Below are 18270 nucleotides of genomic sequence, written 5' to 3'. Positions count from 1 at the left end.
ATTATATGGTTTAGTTTGAGCAGAAAGCACCATATTCATCACCTAACAAGGATATCAACATCCAAAACCCACAACTATTTTAGGTATTAATGATGAATTACCTTATAGTTGAATAGGTAGACGTTAATTGAACGAAGAAAGGCTAAAATCAGCTGATTCCATGAATTTCAGGCATAAAAAAGACATCCTGTGATGTCTATTGATATGCGCTTGCTTGAGAATGGTACGCCCTACAGGATTCGAACCTGTGACCTACGGCTTAGAAGGCCGTTGCTCTATCCAACTGAGCTAAGGGCGCATTGTGTGCGCAGACAGCCTATCTGGCTGATGGCGTTGAATTATACGGTTGCTGAGCGCCGAGTCAATGGCTTTTCACTACTTAAATAACGATATGCTTACTTTATCTATCAGATAGACCTGACATTACTAGCAAGTTCTGACAAAATAGAGGCATCCCCCGTGTCTCATATATGGATTAAGTTACAGATGTTAGCAAAAATTATTGATGGGAAAACGATTGCGCAAGCAATTAGACAGGAAGTTGCTCAAAAAGTACAAACTCGTATTGCCAATGGTAAACGAGCCCCCGGGCTTGCCGTTATTCTCGTAGGCGCTAATCCCGCTTCTCAAATTTATGTTGGCAGTAAGCGACGTGCTTGCGAAGAAGTTGGCTTTATTTCTCGCTCCTATGATTTACCAGACACGACAACTGAAGCTGAACTGCTCAAACTGATTGATGACCTTAACCAAGATAATGAAATTGATGGCATCTTAGTTCAGTTACCATTACCTGCTGGCATTGATAACGTCAAAGTGATTGAACGCATTCATCCCGATAAAGACGTCGATGGTTTCCACCCTTATAACGTCGGTCGTTTATGCCAACGTGCGCCTCGCCTGCGTCCTTGTACCCCAAGAGGGATTGTTACCTTACTTGAGCGTTATGACATTAATACCTACGGTTTAAACGCCGTTATCATTGGTGCATCAAATATTGTTGGTCGTCCGATGAGCCTTGAATTATTATTAGCGGGCTGCACCACCACCGTTACTCATCGCTTTACCAAAGATCTCGAACAGCATGTCCGTAATGCGGATTTACTGGTCGTGGCTGTGGGTAAACCTAACTTTATTCCAGGCGAATGGATCAAACCGGGCGCTATCGTTATCGATGTGGGTATTAACCGCTTAGAAAATGGCAAAGTAACTGGAGATGTTGATTTCGATGAAGCGTCAAAACGCGCTGCATGGATCACGCCAGTACCGGGCGGTGTTGGGCCAATGACCGTGGCTACACTGATTCAAAACACGTTACAGGCGTGCGAAGAGTACCACGATATTTAATGTAATTTGGAGTCACAATGGATATTTTTCATCTTGATGGTCATCCCCATATCGAGTTATGCGACCTGCTAAAAATTGAAGGTTGGGCAGAAAGTGGTGCGATGGCAAAATCAATGATTGCTGATGGCTTAGTGCAAGTTGATGGCGTTGTTGAAACACGTAAACGCTGTAAAATTGTCGCTGGCAAAGTCGTTTCTATGGGAAGCGAACAAATCACAGTTCAAGAGTAGTTCCCACTACATCCTTGATAGAGGTAAGCTGAGCCCTATTCAGCTTACCTTTTGTTATTCAATCAAAAAGCCCACTTACCGATTGTTCTTGTTGGGGATAATGGCACATTTGTGAATTCTTGTAATTGCCGATATTGCGCTTCATTTTGAACCATATTCGGACTTCCTGTCTCCCGCAATGCTAATACGATATCTTCCATCGATAGTTTATTTCCTGCCTTTCTCCACTGCATGCATGCCGCTAATACCCCTGTTCGACCAATACCAGCTTTGCAATGAATAACGGGAAGCGGTTTATTTCTTCCTCCTATATCTACACCTTGATTTTTATAGAGTTCAAATAAGCTACCTTCATTGATGACTCTAATAAGCTGGTTTAATTTAACTAACTCCTCCGTTGTCACCGTTCCCCCATCATTCCAATTAGTCACGTGGAGCACTGGGATTGAATGCTTTTTATGACCATTAGAAATCTCCATTTTATATTGGCTAAATTCCAACGGGTTCGCCCCTGTGTTTGCTTTTTTAGGTTCTACTTTATAGTTCTTTTTTTCTTGTTCAAAAGTGACTTCAACGGCGCCATATTTTTGATTACTCATAAAGTAAGGCGGGAGCTTCTCTCCTTGAAAGATAGAATTATCAATCTCTTGTTTTGATGCTAAGACGACTAATATCGGAGTTTTGTTTGCCATAAGCATAGATAAATGATTTTCAATGGCTTGGTCATTATCTTTGGGATATTGGCAGCGGATGGCTAAATTTTCGCCCCCCACTTGGAGTCGGTTTGCAGCGAGAGTCACAATGGGTTTATCAGCGCCCCGTATTGATATTTGCGTATGTTTCGCACTACCAATATCCTGATAACGCTGACCTCTATCCTCCTGATCGTATTGAATGTTTTTCTCTTCGATAAGTGCATTTGTTTTCTCTAACAATTTATCAAATACAGAGCGCTGAATAGTGGCTCCAATATCTAATTTTAACTTTGGTCTATTTCTTTTAACGAGTTTTGTTTCAGCCAAATTCGGGCTAAGTTCGGAGATATTTTGGATAGATTTAATACGTTCAGGGAGATGGCTTGTATTTGATGATGTTGGAAATTCTGTCGATTGTGATGCGGTTGGTCGATTATTATTTATTGGAAACATATTTATCCTTATCTATGTTTTCATTGTGAGTGAATTCACCGTTTCGGTGCCCCAATGTTAAACTCCACTGTCTATATTTCACTTAACATTATCGATAACCGCCCCACACCACGCTTGCAAATTTAGCCGCAACAGCCATAAAAAAACCCACCAAAAATAGATCCTTTTTAGTGGGTTTTATTCTTATTTGTTAAGCTAGTTAAGCTAGTTAAGCTAGATTCTCTAAATTATTCGAATTGTAGCAAGGCGCCAAAGGAGCTAATCCCTAGGAGCATACACAAGTATGTGACTAGGGTTAGCGAGTGCCGGCAACACAGCTACGGTTCGAAGAATGACGAGAATTATTTGCGACGCCATGAGGTGCCAGCTGACGAGTCTTCTAAAACAACCCCCATCGCCGCTAACGCATCACGCGCCTGATCCGCCAGAGCCCAATCCTTACTTTGACGCGCATCGTTACGCTGTTTAATCAGCGCTTCGATTTTTGCGACTTCCGCATCATCTTCGCCTTGTGCGCCACCTTGCAGGAAGGTTTCAGGATCTTGCTCTAACAGTCCCAGCACTTTTGCTAGCTCACGTAATTGAGCCGCCATGCCGTTTGCTGCATCCATATTTTCAGTTTTCAGGCGGTTTAATTCACGCGCCATATCAAACAACGCTGAATAAGCTTCTGGTGTATTGAAGTCGTCATTCATCGCTTCACAGAAACGACTCTTATACTCTTCACCGCCTGCTGGTACAGCCGATTTATCCGTGCCGCGCAGCGCTGTATACAGGCGTTCTAATGCGGTACGCGCTTGTTTTAAGTTCTCTTCGGTATAGTTCAGTTGGCTACGATAGTGACCCGAAAGTAGGAAGTAGCGTACAGTTTCCGCATCGTAGTACTCTAATACATCACGGATGGTAAAGAAGTTGTTGAGAGATTTAGACATTTTTTCTCTATCAACCATCACCATACCAGAATGCATCCAGTAATTAACATAAGGACCATCATGGGCGCAGGTAGATTGCGCAATTTCATTTTCATGATGCGGGAACATTAAGTCAGAGCCGCCGCCATGAATATCAAAATGGTTACCTAATGTTTTACTATTCATTGCCGAACATTCGATATGCCAGCCTGGGCGACCTAATCCCCACGGTGATTCCCAGCTTGGTTCACCCTCTTTGGACATTTTCCATAACACGAAGTCCATTGGATTACGTTTTACATCAGCCACTTCAACACGGGCACCCGCTTGTAGTTGGTCTAAGTCTTGGCGAGATAATAAGCCGTAGTTTGGATCAGTTTTAACTTCAAACATCACATCACCATTATCTGCAACATAAGCATGACCACGCTCAATCAAGCTTTCAGTTAGCTCAATGATTTCATGAATATGGCGAGTGGCGCGTGGTTCACTGTCTGGACGTAGAATATTTAATGCATCAAAATCTTTGTGCATTTCCGCTAACATGCGAGTGGTTAACTCTTCCACGCTTTCATTATTTTCAGCTGCACGTTTAATGATTTTGTCATCAATATCCGTTACATTACGCACATAATTCAGGTCATAGCCTAAATAGCGTAAATAGCGGCTAATTGCATCGAAAGCCACAAAGGTACGACCGTGACCAATATGACACAAATCGTAAATGGTGATGCCACACACGTACATCCCAATCTTTCCAGCATGGATGGGTTTAAATTCTTCTTTTTGACGACTCAGTGTATTGAAAATCTGCAGCATCTTTTTATTTCCATTTTATTAGTACGTGTATATCTATCATACATCAGATTATCGCAATGTTGAGGATAAAATATCCAAATTCAACCTTACGAAAATAGCACGGTATTGAATCGCGATCATCCGAAGAAAGCAAGGTTAGCGCCTGACTTTATCGCCTTATTTATTAGGTCATTGTTATGGGATAACCTATTTTGCAAACACACTGTCGCTTCAAGTCAGGTTTTATCTGTGATATAAACTTGCTGATCTCAACGCTTTCGCAAGTTAGCGCATAAAAAACAATTATTCAGGATAGCTATTATGGTTACATTTCATACCAATCACGGTGACATCGTTATCAAAACTTTCGCAGACAAAGCACCTGTCACTGTCGAAAACTTTTTAACTTACTGCCGCGAAGGTTTCTACAATAATACCATTTTCCACCGTGTTATTAACGGCTTCATGATCCAAGGCGGTGGTTTTGAGCCAGGCATGAACCAAAAAGACACTAAAGCGCCTATCAAGAACGAAGCTAATAACGGACTGAAAAACAGCCGCGGTACATTAGCAATGGCTCGTACTAACGACCCACACTCAGCAACAGCACAATTCTTCATCAACGTCGCTGACAATGACTTCTTAAACTTCCGTTCAGAGCGCCCAGATGGTTGGGGTTACTGCGTATTTGCTGAAGTGGTTGAAGGTATGGACGTTGTTGACAAAATCAAAGGCGTTTCTACTGGTCGTAGTGGTTTCCACCAAGACGTACCTCGCGAAGACGTAGTGATTGAAAAAGTGACTGTCAGCGAGTAATTCCTGAATTTATGTCCACTTATATCATTGCAGATTTGCATTTAAGTGAAGATGAACCGGCGATCACCGCCGGTTTTCTTACATTTATTGAACAGCAAGCCATACACGCCGACAGCCTGTATATTCTCGGTGACTTTTTCAATTATTGGATTGGCGACGATGATAATACCCTCTTGCATCAGCAAGTGGCTCAAGCCCTAAAACAGCTGAGTGAACGCGGTATCCCTTGCTATTTCATTCATGGCAATCGCGATTTTTTATTGGGTCAACGTTATGCAAAACAGTGCGGCATGACCATTTTGCCCCAAGAAACCCTACTTGAACTATATGATAAGCGTATTTTAATTATGCACGGTGATACCTTATGCACCGACGATGCTGCTTATCAGAACTACCGTAAAAAGGTCCATACTCCTTGGATCCAACGGGTATTTTTACTGCTACCGCTCTTTATTCGCCGCCGCATCGCACAAAAAATGCGTCGCAATAGCCAATATGCCAGCAGTATGAAATCCGAAGCCATTATGGACGTCAATCCCGACGCGGTGATTGATGCCTTAAACCGACATCAAGCACAATGGATTATCCACGGACATACGCATCGCCCTGCTATCCACGAGATTAATCTCGGTGGTCAACTTCATTTTCGTGGCGTTTTAGGCGCATGGCACAGCGAAGGCTCCGCCTTTGTGATCAACGAAAACGGCGTTGAGCTTATTTTCTTTCCTTTTTAACATTCCTATCTTGATAAAGACACGCAGATAAATTGTTGGTTGTCAGTATGACTGTTTGCTTATTTTATAATCACGCAAACGTTTTCCTTACCTAATTACCGTGATATGATCGGGGCAATTCACATTCCCACCCTTAGGGTGATATTTTTCAATACAGGGATCACACCAAATGACTGCCCAAGTTCCTGCTCAATCTGCGGCAAAAATCGCCATTGTTATGGGTTCTAAAAGTGATTGGACAACCATGCAGCATGCCGCTGACGTGCTGACCGAACTGCAACTGCCTTTCCATGTTGAGATTGTTTCCGCACATCGCACGCCAGACAAACTATTTTCCTTTGCTGAAAATGCCAAACAAAATGGTTTTGATGTGATTATCGCGGGTGCCGGTGGTGCCGCCCATTTGCCGGGAATGTTAGCCGCAAAAACGTTGGTTCCCGTCCTTGGTGTCCCTGTACAGAGCGCTGCATTAAGTGGTGTCGATAGCCTGTATTCTATCGTTCAGATGCCAAAAGGCATTCCCGTTGGCACACTTGCCATTGGGAAAGCGGGCTCAGCTAACGCCGCACTGCTAGCAGCACAAATTTTAGCCAATCATGACAGCGAGCTATTCAATCGCTTATCCGCATGGCGTGAAGCACAAACCAACGACGTATTAAATAACCCAGATCCGAGGGATGCGTAATGAAACCGGTTTGTGTCCTTGGTAACGGTCAATTAGGTCGCATGCTGCGCCAAGCAGGCGAACCGCTAGGTATTTCTGTCTTTCCTGTTGGGTTAGATGCCGAGCCTGAAGCGGTACCTTATCAACAAAGTGTGATCACCGCTGAAATTGAACGTTGGCCAGAAACCCCATTAACCAAAGAGTTAGCGCGTCATAATGCGTTTATTAACCGTGATATATTTCCACGTCTAGCTGACCGCTTCCCACAAAAAAGCCTGTTCGACTCGTTAAATTTATCGACAGCGCCTTGGGCACTATTAGAATCGCCAGACCAATGGCCAGAATTGTTTGCCACTCTGGGTGATTTTTTGATAGTGAAACGCAGAACCGGTGGCTACGACGGTCGTGGCCAATGGCGTGTTCGCCCCGGTGATGAGCAAACGCTCCCTGCGGAAATTTACGGTGAATGCATCGTCGAACAAGGGATCCCATTTGATGCTGAAGTCTCCGTAATTGGTGCCCGTAGCCAATCCGGTGAATCAGTGTTCTACCCAATCACCCATAATCTTCACCAAGAAGGGATTTTACGCACCAGTGTGGCTTTTCCTGATGCAAACCCTGTCCAGCAGCAACAAGCACAGACGATGCTCAGTGCCGTGATGGATGAGTTAGGGTATATCGGTGTGATGGCAATGGAGTGTTTTGTGGTTGGCGATAAACTGCTGATCAACGAAATCGCCCCTCGCGTTCATAATAGTGGGCATTGGACTCAAAACGGCGCTTCCATTAGCCAATTTGAGCTTCATTTACGCGCGATTTTAAATTTACCGATGCCGACACCAGAAGTTTTCAGCCCTGCGGTAATGGTCAATTTAATTGGCACTGATGTTAACCAAGAATGGTTGAATCTGTCTTTAGTCCATTTACATTGGTATGAGAAAGAAGTGCGCCCAGTACGTAAAGTGGGTCACTTAAATCTGACTCATAGCGATATTCATCAACTCGAAAATACCCTCGATAGTTTGATCCCAATGCTGCCAAATGAGTATAAAAGTGGCATTGAGTGGGCAAAAACAAAATTAGGCTGGTACTCTCGCCAAAAATAGGGAAAATAGCGCTATTCGTGCCCGAGAGTAATATTTCGGGCATTGTGCTATTTTTGCCCTACTTTTATAGTGATTACTTGTGAGTGATGACTAACTCACTAGGGCACCACTGGAGTACATATGCCAGAAACACAAGCCTCACCGTTTAGTCCGTTATACCAATGGTCAATTCTTATTCTCCTCGGACTGGTTTATTTCCTTGCTACCGCCACCACATTTACCTCATTAGGCGTAGTATTACCGAGCATGATCGGCGAATTAAAATGGAGTTGGACTGAGGCAGGCTTTGGTTTTACTTTACTTGGTTTAACCTGCGGTTTAGCGAGCTTTTTACCCTCATTGCTGATACGTAAAGTCGGTGTTCGTCTTACACTGCTTTTAGGCATGCTCGTTTTCTGTTCTGGCTTTTATAGCCTCTATTCCACCGAAGCGATCAGCACCTATTTCTTAGGCACTGCCTTGATTGGTATTGGGTTTACACTATTAGCGACCGTTCCCGGTACCTATGTACTTTCTCGCCTATTTGAAAAACAATCTCTGGCATTTGGATTGTATTTCACGATTGGTGGATTGGGTGGCGTTGCAGGTCCTTGGATTTACTTCTACGCATCGAATCAATTAGGCTCTTGGCGAATGCACTGGGTATTATGTGCAGTTTATCTTAGCATTGTCACAATCATCACTATCTTGGCATTACGTGAAGGGAAAAAAGAACAAGATCACGCCAAAAAAGTAATGCAAAAACAAGTTAGTCATGCGAATAAGCCTATTTATCGCACCGCAGAGATTTGGACAGTTCGCCGCGCATTACGCACTTGGCAGTTCTATTTAATCGCCGCGACTTACACCTCTTTTTTATGGTGCGGTATTACAGTAAACAGTTTTGCAGTGGCGCACATTGAAGAGCGTGGATTTGGTATGACTATCGCGGTTTCTCTGTTAAGTACCATGGCGTTTGTGAATGCATTTTCGCGCTTCTTAGGCGGTGCGGCGGGTGAATGGTTGGAGCCGAAACGTTTACTGATTGGTAGCCTAATTATTATGGTGCTTGGCGTAGTGGCATTGAGTATCTCCACATCATGGTTCTCGCTGATTTTGTTCGTGATTTGCGTGGGTGTTGGCTACGGTATGACCTTCTTAGCGTCCAGTGTTTTACTGTCCAATTATTTTGGTCGCGGACCTTATTTAGAGTTGTTCTCGGTCGTCAATTTAATCTCAACTATTGCCTGTTTAGCGCCATTTATCGCAGGCGCAATTAAGGATATTACAGGCAGTTTTACCCCTGCATTTTTAACCATCGCAGCTCCTGTTATCGTGATCCTATTCTTTACTTTAATGATGAAGCCCCCTGCTTTAGAAGTAAAAAAAGATTAGCCCGCAAAAAGAAAAAAGCTCGGGGCAACCCGAGCAAATTATCAAACCAAGGGAAAACAAGGATCCATTTACACGTTCTACTTCTTACCGGCATAACCGATTACAAATTACTTCAATAACTCTGGTACTTTCAGCAAGATAAATTCATTATCATCCGCTTGATTGGGTTCACGACTGGAAGAGAACGGGTAGTTATTATCGTTACCGACGATAATATGTTCATTATCCACCACATCCACATTTTCAATCGTGAAGAATGGGAAGGTAAATACCCCATCATTTAGTGGTTTCCTGGCTAGCTTGTTAGGGTCTTGGATGTTCATTAAGTCAACATAGGCTTGTTTATCCACTGTATCACCTACATTTTTATCTGAAAATTCAATGCGATAAACACGTTTGAATTTTGCTAAGTTGCTAAAGCAGTTTTCTTTGTTTTTTTCGCCTTCAGCGCACGCTTTATCCGCAGTGCCTTCCCCATTATCACGTTCGATAATCAAACCGTGAGTGTCATCAATCAGGTTAAAATCACCGATGGCATTTTGATTATCTTCAAAAACATATAACCAACTGCGCCCAGTCCAATCTTGCTTTTTCACATCAAATTCAAGAATACGCGCCGCTTTTTTGCCGTTCACATTCTCATAGTCTTGTTTATCTTCTTGCCACAAAGCCCCTTCCAACATCGGATAAAGTTTGGTTCCATCCGGTGATGATGCCATTCCTTCAAAACCTTTTGAGCGATTGACTTGGAAAGTCACTTTATCCGCAGGTTTGCCCGGTGTTGTCAGTGTGTAGTGGTCAGGGGAAATGACTTTCTTGCCTTCAACTTGCGTTTCAAATAGCGCCAACACCTTGCCATTTAAATCCATTTTGATGAGATAAGGCCCAAATTCATCACCCACCCATAAGGAACCATCGGCAAATTGAAAACTTTCTGGATCAAAGTCACTTCCCGTCAAATAACGCTTTTCACTGCTTTCGTTAATAATATGAAAAGGAATAATTTTGTTGGGATCGTGGAAGAAAATTGTTTTCAACGGGTTGGCTTTCCCCGTTTTAAAATCAATATCATACTGAGTTAAATACAGCATAGAGTCAGGGGAATTCATTTTATTCCCAAAGCCGTTATCTGTGAGAACCCAGTAGGTACCATCAGCCATACGCTTGATACCTGAATGACCTTGTAACGGTTGCCCCTTGATTGGAACAAACTTACCTGTTGGGCGCCCATCGGATTTTCCCTCCACTTTATTCAGTGTATCAACGCGGGTTCCTGTAGTGTATTTGCCACTATGTTGCATATCCGAAGGTGCATTTTCCGGCGTTGGTACTGTCGCATCCACCGATAAAATGGCATGCCCAGCAAGTGTGGCTGGCACTTGTTTCTGTGAAATTTGTTGAGCAACCCCTGCGGTGCTAAATGAGAGTAAACCAATTAATAAAGAAAGGGATGTTAGTTTGAAAGTTATTGGTGTAAGGCGAACCATTGTTATTTTCCTATTTCATACCATCAATAATTGATGGCGGAATCATAACCGTGGCGAATGAAGGTTTTGTGAAGGATTAGAGACAGTTCGTTTAACCAATCACACTAACAAAATAATATTTATTTGATGTCGGATACATCAACTTAAAAAATCTATACAGCGAAGCTCAAGCATCCGATTTTCATTTTTAAATAGAATAGCCACCTTCGTGGCTATTCTATTTTTTTATCCCATTAACCGTTCGATAATCGGCGATGCTGATTGCCAGTGCCGAGTAATCGCAGCCCCAACCAACCGCCACACACTGATAACAAGAACCCAGCACAGAGCGGCAATAACACCCACAGGCGCCATTCTGGCTGCCACGGGAAATCAAAGACCTTAGTTTGCAGTAACCATAGTGCCACTTCAGCTCCAAATGCCGCGGCAAGCCCCGCCATTGCGCCGAGTAAAGCAAATTCACTCCATAAAGTACGGCGCATCAATTTTTTGCTCGCACCAAGAGTACGATACACCACCAGCTCACGCTCTCGTTGGCTCATACCCACTTGAATCTGTGCGAGCAACAATAATAAGCCACAGAAAATCACCAAAACCACCATCACTTCTAAAGCTTGGCTGACCTGCTGTAAAATCTGCTGAATTTGCGTGATGATAGCGCCAGTATCCAACACATTAATAGTTGGGTACTGATGACTCAGCTGGGTTAACAACTGCCCATCGCCATCATAATGGAAGCTACTCAACCATGTTTCTGGCATTGGCGATAACGTTTCTTCCGCAAAAATAAAGTAGAAATTTGGGCGCAAACTTTCCCAGTCCACTTTACGAATACTGCTAACTTTTGCTGTGAAGATCTGCGATCCCGCATTGAACGTCAATTTATCGCCGATTTTTAGTCCTAACTCTTTAACAACAGTTTGCTCAATGGAAACTTCCCCCGCTTTTGGTGGCCAAGTTCCTTGCTCTAACTCGTTTGCAGGCGGCAATGTTGATTGCCACGTTAAGCTTAGCTCTCGCCTAACCGTGTTATTGTTGGGATCACGCGCATCCGCCCACTCCATCGCAGACTGGTCATTAATTTCCGATAAACGCGCTAACACAACCGGATTAAACTCCGTTGGTGTGACCTCGTACTGCTTTAAAAGCTGCGTAACAGGATCAAGCTGAGACTGCGTCATATTGATCAGAAAATAATTCGGGCTATCCGCGGGTAGCTGCTGCTGCCAGCGATCTAAAAGATCCCCTCGAACCAAAATCAACAACGCCAATAGCATAAATGACAGTGAAAATGCGCTCATCTGCGTGATAGTTTGCAGTGGCTGACGCAATAAGCGACTTACTGATAAACGCAGGCTTAGCTGGCGAAACTGCACTTTTCTCAGCAACCACAACCCTAGCCAACCAATCAATGCCAGAAGCACTGCTACTACGACAATCCCCAGTAAGATTGACCATAACAGTGGGTTTACCCCCGCAAACAGGAATAACCCGCCGACCACAATCAACGTAACCACAGGCAGATAATAATACAGTGGCCAAATTGGTGATTTGGCATCTTCCCGTAATACACGAGAAGGCTGGGTTCCCATCAATTGATAGTAAGGACGGATCCCCACAATAATCGCGATAATAAACAGCGTTGCCACTGCCCATATCCACGGCCAAAAACTGGCGCTCGGCAAGGCTTTAGGTAACATAGCCGACAATATCTGCATTAAAATGTCTTCAAAAGCCAGCCCCAGCAAAGACCCTAATAATGCCGCTGCCACTAAAATCACTAACCACTGACCAATGATCCACTTACGTAATGCACCTCGGCCTGCCCCTAAGGTCTTCAAAACCGCAATAAGCTGGTGACGGCTTCGACAATAATGGGTCATCGACACCACTACCGCCGCGATCGCCAATAACAGCGTTAGCAACACCGATAGCAGCAAAAACTGCTGAGCACGCTTAAAGGTTTTCCCGACCGCGCCGCTGTCATCATCCAGGGTATACCAGCGCTGATCGCTACGTAATTGAGCATCATATTTCTCTTTGAATGCATCAATCGCTTGGCGAGAACCCGCAAACATATCGCGATACGTTAAACGGCTTCCCACTTGAATTGCCCCAGTTAATGGTGCATCCTCAATCGAGATCAACACCCTTGGCGCAATTTGAAAGGGGTTAAAACCACTATCAGGTTCCTGAATTAACGTCCCTGAAATCGTAAACGTCCCATCGCCGATATCAATCTGTTCGCCAACCTTTAAGTTCAGTAATTCCAATAATCTCGGGGCGACGAGAATATGCCCTTTAGTGGGTTTTAACCCCGCAGGCTCGGTCACTAAGTCACCGTATAGTGGATAACTCGCATCTGCCGCCTTAACTAACACTAATTGCGGACGCCCCTCTTCATCAGCGGTAGAATACGCCATAGTTGAAAATGAAATTTGCTGGCTCAATGTCAGGCCTGCTTGCTGCGCCGCGGCAAGCCATGCTGGCTCACTCGGATGGGAAGAACGCAGCACCAAATCCCCCGCGAGTAGCTCTTGGCTCTGATAGCTCATGCTATTTTCAATGCGATCGCTGATCCGCCCTAACGCCAGCACACAGGCGACTGCCAAGGTTAATGCTAGCCACACAATCAACAAAGACGGCGTTTTCCATTCACGCCAAAACCAGCGCCAAATCATGACTCTTCCCTCAATTGCCCATCAACTAACCGTAATCGACGTTGGCAGCGGGCGGCTAACTCATTGTCATGGGTAACCAAAATCAGCGTAGTACCGTGCTCTTTATTCATCGCAAATAACAAATCGGCGATTTTATCTCCCGTATGGCGGTCAAGATTTCCTGTAGGTTCATCAGCAAATAAGATTTGAGGCTGACCATTAAACGCCCGAGCCAATGCCACACGCTGCTGCTCACCGCCTGAAAGCTGAGCTGGCATATGTTTTAAGCGATTTCCTAACCCTAAATCCGTCAGTAAGCTCACCGCCTGCTGATGACTCTTGGTTTCGGATTCACCGCGCAGTAAAGAAGGCAATTGGACATTTTCAAGGGCGTTCAGCGTTGGAATTAACATAAAAGATTGGAAAACAAAGCCGACACTTTGCGCCCGTAATCGCGCCCGAGCTTCTTCGTCCATGGTCGTTAAGTCTTGGTCAAGTAACTTCACGGTGCCGCTAGAGCCATCATCCAACCCAGCAATAATGCCTAATAAGGTGGACTTTCCTGAACCTGACTCACCAATTAAAGCAATTGTCTGACCAGACTCGACAATTAGCTCGACTCCTTGCAATATAGTCAGTTCATGTTCACCTTGACCAACACGTTTAATGAGATGATGAACTTCAAGAATATTTTGCGCCGACATATATTGGTTTTTCTCCTGTTAGTTACCGCCAGCGGACAAACGCTCGCGGCAACGAAACTATTGATCCTCGGCGATAGTCTTAGTGCAGGCTATCGAATACCCGCCGAGCAAGCTTGGGCAACATTACTTGCCGAACGTTGGCAAAAAAAGTCGCCACCGATTTTAGTTATTAATGGCAGTATTAGTGGAAATACCGCCTCTCAAGGGTTAGAACGTCTCCCCACTCTTCTAGCCCAGCACAAACCTGACTGGGTGCTGATTGAGCTGGGAGCTAATGATGGTTTGCAAGGGCTATCTGTTGAACAGTTAGGTATAACATTACAACAGATTATCGACCAAATAGAGCAAAATGGTGCTAAACCGCTCTTAATGCAAATTCGTATCCCGCCAAACTATGGTAAACGCTATACATCCAGCTTTGAAAAAGTGTACCCAACGCTGGCTGAAAAAAATAACCTTCCGCTGATCCCATTTTTTATGGAAAGCGTGATCACCAAACCGGAATGGATCCAACCTGATGGTATTCATCCCACTGAGCAAGCCCAGCCCACGATTGCAGATTTTATGGAAAAACAGCTATCGCCCTATTTGTTAACAAAATAATGTTATTAACCAAATAGCCTTATTAACAATAATAAAGTTATTAGCCAAATAAATTTGTTGGGTAAATAAATTATAATGAACCAATATGATAGCGAACATTTAGCCCAGAGTAGGTAAAGTTATGCAAAAAACGGTATTAGTGACAGGGGCGTCAAGTGGCATAGGGTTGAGCGCTGCGCAGACTTTAAAACAGCGTGGTTATCATGTGATAGCCACCTGTCGAAAACAGGCTGATATTGAACGATTACAATCACTTGGCTTCGAAACCGTGACGTTAGATTTAGATGACCCGGTAAGTGTTGAGACCGCTGCTCAGCAGGTTCTGACGCTCTGTAATGGAAAACTTTTCGGATTATTCAATAACGCCGGATTCGGGGTATATGGCCCATTGAACACCGTGAGCCGCCAGCAATTGGAATCCCAATTCTCCAGTAATTTTTTCGGAGTTCACCAATTGACCTTCCTGCTGCTTCCCGCCATGCTGCCACACCATGAAGGTCGTATTGTGCAAACTAGCTCCGTGATGGGCATTATCTCAACGCCAGGTCGTGGAGCCTATGCCGCCAGTAAATACGCGTTGGAAGCTTGGTCAGATGCATTGCGTTTGGAATTACAAGGCTCTGGTATTCACGTCAGCTTAATTGAGCCCGGTCCCATCCACAGTGCCTTTACCCAAAATGTGGCGCAAACTCAGCAAGATAAGCCAGTTAAAAATCCGGGGATTGCCGCAAAATTTACGTTATATCCTGAAGATGTGGTCAAAAAATTGATTTTGGCATTAGAGAGTCCGCGTCCACGTGTACGCTACTCTGTCACATTATTAACGGTTTTTGTGCGTATACTAAAACGTGTATTACCCGATAAGCTAATGGACAAAGTCCTCGCGGGTCAGGGCAAGAAAGATTGAAAAAACAGAACTAAGCCCCCATTTCATTGACATGATTAATAACGAATTTTAAAGAGACTGTTTATGCTAGCTAACGCACAAATTATTGATATTAACGAGACCAACCTACACCAGACCATCGAACAATCCATGAACATGCCTGTCATGTTCTACTTTTGGTCACCACGCAGCCCTCAAAGCTTAGAATTCACCAGCATGTTAGAGCGTATTGCTCAAGACTACGCAGGGCTATTTATCCTCGCAAAAGTTAACTGCGATGAAGAACAAATGATCGCCAGCCAGTTTGGCTTAAAAGGCGTTCCAACGGTTTATGTGCTGCAAAATGGTCGCCCAGTTGATGGCTTCGAAGGTCCACAGCCTGAAGAAGCTGTGCTGCAAATACTCTCTCGCGTATTACCAAGCCCAGAAGAGTTAAAAGCTGCGCAAGCCGCTGAATTAGTGGCGGAAGGCAAACTTCAAGAGGCTCTGCCATTACTGAAAGAAGCCAACCAACTTGCGCCTAAAAACAGCGATATCACGTTCTTATTAGCTGAAGTGCAAATTGGTCTACATTTAATTGATGATGCAGAAGCCTTGTTAGCTACCGTGCCAATGCAAGATAAAGACAGCCGTTATCAAGGATTAGTGGCTCAAATCGAATTAACCAAGCAAGCTGCGGATACCCCAGAAATTCAGCAGCTGATAAAAGAATTCAATCAAGATCAAGAAAATACTACGTTAGCCGTTCAACTGGCGTTAAAGCTTCACGAAGTCAATCGCAATGAAGAAGCGTTAGACATGCTGCTCACCTTCTTACGCAAAGACTTAAACGCAGGGGATGGCGCAATCAAAAAAACCATGATGGATATCATGTCAGCAATGGGAACAGGTGATGCACTTGCGAGCAAGTTCCGTCGCCAAGTTTATTCATTACTTTACTAGTTAAGGATTACCTATGGATTTGTTCGCGTCTGGTGCGCTACCAGTTGTTATTCTTGTCATTATTGCTGTTGTTATCGTTACCACCTGCGTAAAAACGGTACCACAAGGCTTCCAGTGGACAGTTGAGCGCTTTGGGCGTTATACCCGCACTTTACAGCCGGGTTTACACCTTTTAGTGCCATTTATGGATAAAATTGGTCGCCGTATCAATATGATGGAGCAAGTCCTTGATATTCCATCCCAAGAAGTTATCTCTCGTGATAATGCCAACGTGACCATTGATGCAGTCTGCTTTATTCAAGTAATTGACCCAGTGCGTGCGGCGTATGAAGTCAGTAATTTAGAATTATCCGTTCTGAACCTGATCATGACTAACATCCGTACGGTTCTTGGGGCGATGGAGCTGGATGAAATGCTCTCCCAGCGTGATTCTATCAATGGTCGCTTACTGCACGTAGTGGATGAAGCCACCAACCCGTGGGGCGTAAAAATCACCCGTATTGAAATTCGTGATGTCAAACCGCCAAAAGAACTGGTCAGTGCGATGAACGCCCAGATGAAAGCAGAACGAACCAAACGTGCCGATATTCTGGAAGCGGAAGGTATTCGTCAAGCGGCTATCTTAAAAGCGGAAGGTGAAAAGCAGTCGCAAATTTTGAAAGCGGAAGGTGAACGTCAATCTGCCTTCTTACAAGCAGAAGCGCGTGAGCGAGCGGCTGAAGCAGAAGCCAAAGCGACTCAAATGGTTTCTGAGGCGATCGCCGCCGGTGATATGCAGGCTATCAACTACTTTGTGGCACAAAAATACACTGACGCCCTTACTAGCATTGGCTCGGCAGAAAATAGCAAAGTGATCATGATGCCATTAGAAGCCAGCAACTTAATGGGCGCGATTGGTGGGATCACTGAACTCATTGGCGAAAGCAAAAAAATGGGTGCAAGCAAAAAGCAGGCTAAAGAATGATAGAATTTATCAGCACTCAACCCGTCTGGTTTTGGCTATGTCTTGGGGGATTACTGCTGATTGCTGAACTTCTTGGTACAGGTGGCTACCTACTTTGGTCCGGCATTGCCGCCGTCACCGTTGGGGTGCTCACCTTTGCATTGCCATTCCTCAGTTGGGAATGGCAAGGTATCTTATTTGCGGTATTTACCGTCGTTTCTGCGATTTTATGGCGAAAATGGCTCAGCCACCGCAAAGCCAGCCGTGCCGATGATGTCAACCAAATCAGCCACCAGCTGGTTGGTGTTAGGGCACGCTTGCTAACTGATACCGAAGAGGGGTTTAGCCGCGTGCGCCTCGCCGATGGCAGTTGGCGCATATACAGCGACGTCCCATTAAAAGCGGAAGCTGAAGTGGAAGTAACCGCCGTAGACGGAAACACCCTAAAAGTTAAGCCTTACCATGGTGACAACAGCCACGCGCCAGATGGTCAATAATCGGGCAGTCTGCCCCTTCATCACCGGGGCAGACATCCACTAATTCTTGTAACGTATCCCGAATAGCCGACAGCTTTAAAATCGTCTGCTGAATTTCATCAATTTTCGCTATCGTCGCACTTTTCACATCCGCACTGTGGCGGCTTGGATTACGAAACAATCCCAGCAACTCCCCGCACTCGTCCAGCGTAAACCCCACATCTTTAGCTTGTTTTAAAAGCATCAGCTCATCGAGATGTCTGGCTTGATAATAGCGATAACTATTATCCCCGCGTTCCGGTGGTGTGATCAGCCCTTTATCTTCATAAAAGCGAATTGCTTTGGCAGTCAGACCGGTTTTTTTGGCAATTTCACTAATATTCATAATTCCCCTTGACCTTCCCCTTGTGGGAAGGTTTAACCTTAACTACATAGCGGATTATA

The 18270-nt window shown here is 44.5% G+C and carries 18 protein-coding genes and 1 tRNA gene; 12 read left to right on the top strand and 7 right to left on the bottom strand.

The features are described 5' to 3' along the window. Positions 1-221 precede the first annotated feature (221 nt). A tRNA-Arg gene (locus JK188_RS02350) sits at positions 222-298 on the bottom strand. Positions 299-486: 188 nt separating this feature from the next. On the opposite strand from JK188_RS02350, the gene folD reads away from it, so the two are divergent. Both folD and ybcJ read left to right on the top strand, forming a co-directional pair. Then, positions 487-1344 carry a bifunctional methylenetetrahydrofolate dehydrogenase/methenyltetrahydrofolate cyclohydrolase FolD gene (gene folD / locus JK188_RS02345; RefSeq protein ID WP_036952132.1) on the top strand — a complete coding sequence of 286 codons (858 nt, stop codon included), beginning with the start codon at positions 487-489 and terminating at the stop codon, positions 1342-1344. Positions 1345-1361: 17 nt separating this feature from the next. After that, a complete protein-coding gene (ybcJ, locus tag JK188_RS02340; protein WP_211887805.1) occupies positions 1362-1574 on the top strand; it encodes a ribosome-associated protein YbcJ in 213 nt (70 codons plus the stop codon). A gap of 62 nt (positions 1575-1636) precedes the next feature. On the opposite strand, the gene JK188_RS02335 is transcribed toward ybcJ, so the two are convergent. After that, a complete protein-coding gene (locus JK188_RS02335; protein WP_211887804.1) occupies positions 1637-2722 on the bottom strand; it encodes a protein-tyrosine phosphatase family protein in 1086 nt (361 codons plus the stop codon). 341 nt (positions 2723-3063) lie between these two features. Beyond that, a complete protein-coding gene (cysS, locus tag JK188_RS02330) occupies positions 3064-4452 on the bottom strand; it encodes a cysteine--tRNA ligase (protein WP_187129559.1) in 1389 nt (462 codons plus the stop codon). Positions 4453-4752: 300 nt separating this feature from the next. On the opposite strand from cysS, the gene ppiB reads away from it, so the two are divergent. From ppiB to JK188_RS02305, 5 genes are all read left to right on the top strand, one after another. Next, entirely contained in the window at positions 4753-5247 is a 495-nt protein-coding gene (gene ppiB / locus JK188_RS02325) for a peptidylprolyl isomerase B (RefSeq protein ID WP_006659258.1), read from the top strand. An 11-nt stretch (positions 5248-5258) separates the two neighbouring features. After that, entirely contained in the window at positions 5259-5981 is a 723-nt protein-coding gene (lpxH, locus tag JK188_RS02320; RefSeq protein ID WP_211887803.1) for a UDP-2,3-diacylglucosamine diphosphatase, read from the top strand. Positions 5982-6150: 169 nt separating this feature from the next. Then, positions 6151-6666, top strand: a complete 516-nt coding sequence (purE, locus tag JK188_RS02315; RefSeq protein WP_211887802.1) for a 5-(carboxyamino)imidazole ribonucleotide mutase — start codon at positions 6151-6153, stop codon at positions 6664-6666. Beyond that, positions 6666-7751 (top strand): 5-(carboxyamino)imidazole ribonucleotide synthase, encoded by a 1086-nt coding sequence (gene purK / locus JK188_RS02310; protein WP_211887801.1) that lies wholly within the window; start codon positions 6666-6668, stop codon positions 7749-7751. Before purE ends, purK begins: the two co-directional genes overlap by 1 nt. 120 nt (positions 7752-7871) lie before the next feature. After that, positions 7872-9125 carry an MFS transporter gene (locus tag JK188_RS02305; RefSeq protein WP_211887800.1) on the top strand — a complete coding sequence of 418 codons (1254 nt, stop codon included), beginning with the start codon at positions 7872-7874 and terminating at the stop codon, positions 9123-9125. Between the two features lie 107 nt (positions 9126-9232). Here JK188_RS02305 and JK188_RS02300 read toward each other — a convergent pair whose 3' ends face one another. The 3 genes from JK188_RS02300 to ybbA all read right to left on the bottom strand — a co-directional run bounded on the left by JK188_RS02300 (position 9233) and on the right by ybbA (position 13976). Next, complete coding sequence (locus JK188_RS02300) at positions 9233-10612, bottom strand: esterase-like activity of phytase family protein (protein ID WP_211887799.1); 1380 nt, start codon at positions 10610-10612, stop codon at positions 9233-9235. Between the two features lie 233 nt (positions 10613-10845). Then, complete coding sequence (gene ybbP / locus JK188_RS02295; protein WP_211887798.1) at positions 10846-13293, bottom strand: putative ABC transporter permease subunit YbbP; 2448 nt, start codon at positions 13291-13293, stop codon at positions 10846-10848. Then, positions 13290-13976: a putative ABC transporter ATP-binding protein YbbA gene (gene ybbA, locus JK188_RS02290; RefSeq protein ID WP_036952147.1), complete on the bottom strand. Its 687-nt coding sequence runs from the start codon at positions 13974-13976 to the stop codon at positions 13290-13292. Before ybbA ends, ybbP begins: the two co-directional genes overlap by 4 nt. On the opposite strand from ybbA, the gene tesA reads away from it, so the two are divergent. The 5 genes from tesA (at position 13944) to JK188_RS02265 (ending at position 17847) form a co-directional block, all read left to right on the top strand. Continuing rightward, a complete protein-coding gene (tesA, locus tag JK188_RS02285) occupies positions 13944-14579 on the top strand; it encodes a multifunctional acyl-CoA thioesterase I/protease I/lysophospholipase L1 (protein ID WP_036952149.1) in 636 nt (211 codons plus the stop codon). The genes ybbA and tesA overlap by 33 nt on opposite strands. A 121-nt stretch (positions 14580-14700) precedes the next feature. Then, positions 14701-15486, top strand: a complete 786-nt coding sequence (locus JK188_RS02280; protein ID WP_211887797.1) for an SDR family oxidoreductase — start codon at positions 14701-14703, stop codon at positions 15484-15486. A gap of 63 nt (positions 15487-15549) precedes the next feature. After that, positions 15550-16407 carry a co-chaperone YbbN gene (locus tag JK188_RS02275; RefSeq protein ID WP_036952152.1) on the top strand — a complete coding sequence of 286 codons (858 nt, stop codon included), beginning with the start codon at positions 15550-15552 and terminating at the stop codon, positions 16405-16407. Positions 16408-16420: 13 nt separating this feature from the next. Next, positions 16421-17371 carry an SPFH domain-containing protein gene (locus tag JK188_RS02270; protein ID WP_036952154.1) on the top strand — a complete coding sequence of 317 codons (951 nt, stop codon included), beginning with the start codon at positions 16421-16423 and terminating at the stop codon, positions 17369-17371. Then, positions 17368-17847, top strand: a complete 480-nt coding sequence (locus JK188_RS02265; protein ID WP_132496721.1) for an NfeD family protein — start codon at positions 17368-17370, stop codon at positions 17845-17847. Before JK188_RS02270 ends, JK188_RS02265 begins: the two co-directional genes overlap by 4 nt. Here JK188_RS02265 and cueR read toward each other — a convergent pair. Further along, positions 17801-18211 (bottom strand): Cu(I)-responsive transcriptional regulator, encoded by a 411-nt coding sequence (gene cueR / locus JK188_RS02260; protein ID WP_036952159.1) that lies wholly within the window; start codon positions 18209-18211, stop codon positions 17801-17803. The genes JK188_RS02265 and cueR overlap by 47 nt on opposite strands. Positions 18212-18270 lie beyond the last annotated feature (59 nt).

It is taken from the genome of Providencia sp. JGM181, assembly GCF_018257375.1.
Taxonomy (GTDB): Bacteria; Pseudomonadota; Gammaproteobacteria; order Enterobacterales; family Enterobacteriaceae; genus Providencia; species Providencia lanzhouensis.
The sequence above is the reverse complement of the archived record's forward strand: the minus strand, read 5'-3'. Positions and strand labels throughout refer to the sequence as shown.

Bases quoted from the DNA above. Each gene is read 5' to 3' on its own strand.
- JK188_RS02335 (WP_211887804.1), bottom strand. From the start codon at position 2,722: ATGTTTCCAATAAATAATAATCGACCAACCGCATCACAATCGACAGAA.
- JK188_RS02275 (WP_036952152.1), top strand. From the start codon at position 15,550: ATGCTAGCTAACGCACAAATTATTGATATTAACGAGACCAACCTACAC.
- cueR (WP_036952159.1), bottom strand. From the start codon at position 18,211: ATGAATATTAGTGAAATTGCCAAAAAAACCGGTCTGACTGCCAAAGCA.
- JK188_RS02300 (WP_211887799.1), bottom strand. From the start codon at position 10,612: ATGGTTCGCCTTACACCAATAACTTTCAAACTAACATCCCTTTCTTTA.
- purK (WP_211887801.1), top strand. From the start codon at position 6,666: ATGAAACCGGTTTGTGTCCTTGGTAACGGTCAATTAGGTCGCATGCTG.
- lpxH (WP_211887803.1), top strand. From the start codon at position 5,259: ATGTCCACTTATATCATTGCAGATTTGCATTTAAGTGAAGATGAACCG.
- JK188_RS02280 (WP_211887797.1), top strand. From the start codon at position 14,701: ATGCAAAAAACGGTATTAGTGACAGGGGCGTCAAGTGGCATAGGGTTG.
- ppiB (WP_006659258.1), top strand. From the start codon at position 4,753: ATGGTTACATTTCATACCAATCACGGTGACATCGTTATCAAAACTTTC.
- JK188_RS02265 (WP_132496721.1), top strand. From the start codon at position 17,368: ATGATAGAATTTATCAGCACTCAACCCGTCTGGTTTTGGCTATGTCTT.
- ybbP (WP_211887798.1), bottom strand. From the start codon at position 13,293: ATGATTTGGCGCTGGTTTTGGCGTGAATGGAAAACGCCGTCTTTGTTG.
- JK188_RS02270 (WP_036952154.1), top strand. From the start codon at position 16,421: ATGGATTTGTTCGCGTCTGGTGCGCTACCAGTTGTTATTCTTGTCATT.
- cysS (WP_187129559.1), bottom strand. From the start codon at position 4,452: ATGCTGCAGATTTTCAATACACTGAGTCGTCAAAAAGAAGAATTTAAA.
- purE (WP_211887802.1), top strand. From the start codon at position 6,151: ATGACTGCCCAAGTTCCTGCTCAATCTGCGGCAAAAATCGCCATTGTT.
- JK188_RS02305 (WP_211887800.1), top strand. From the start codon at position 7,872: ATGCCAGAAACACAAGCCTCACCGTTTAGTCCGTTATACCAATGGTCA.
- folD (WP_036952132.1), top strand. From the start codon at position 487: ATGTTAGCAAAAATTATTGATGGGAAAACGATTGCGCAAGCAATTAGA.
- ybbA (WP_036952147.1), bottom strand. From the start codon at position 13,976: ATGTCGGCGCAAAATATTCTTGAAGTTCATCATCTCATTAAACGTGTT.
- tesA (WP_036952149.1), top strand. From the start codon at position 13,944: ATGATGAACTTCAAGAATATTTTGCGCCGACATATATTGGTTTTTCTC.
- ybcJ (WP_211887805.1), top strand. From the start codon at position 1,362: ATGGATATTTTTCATCTTGATGGTCATCCCCATATCGAGTTATGCGAC.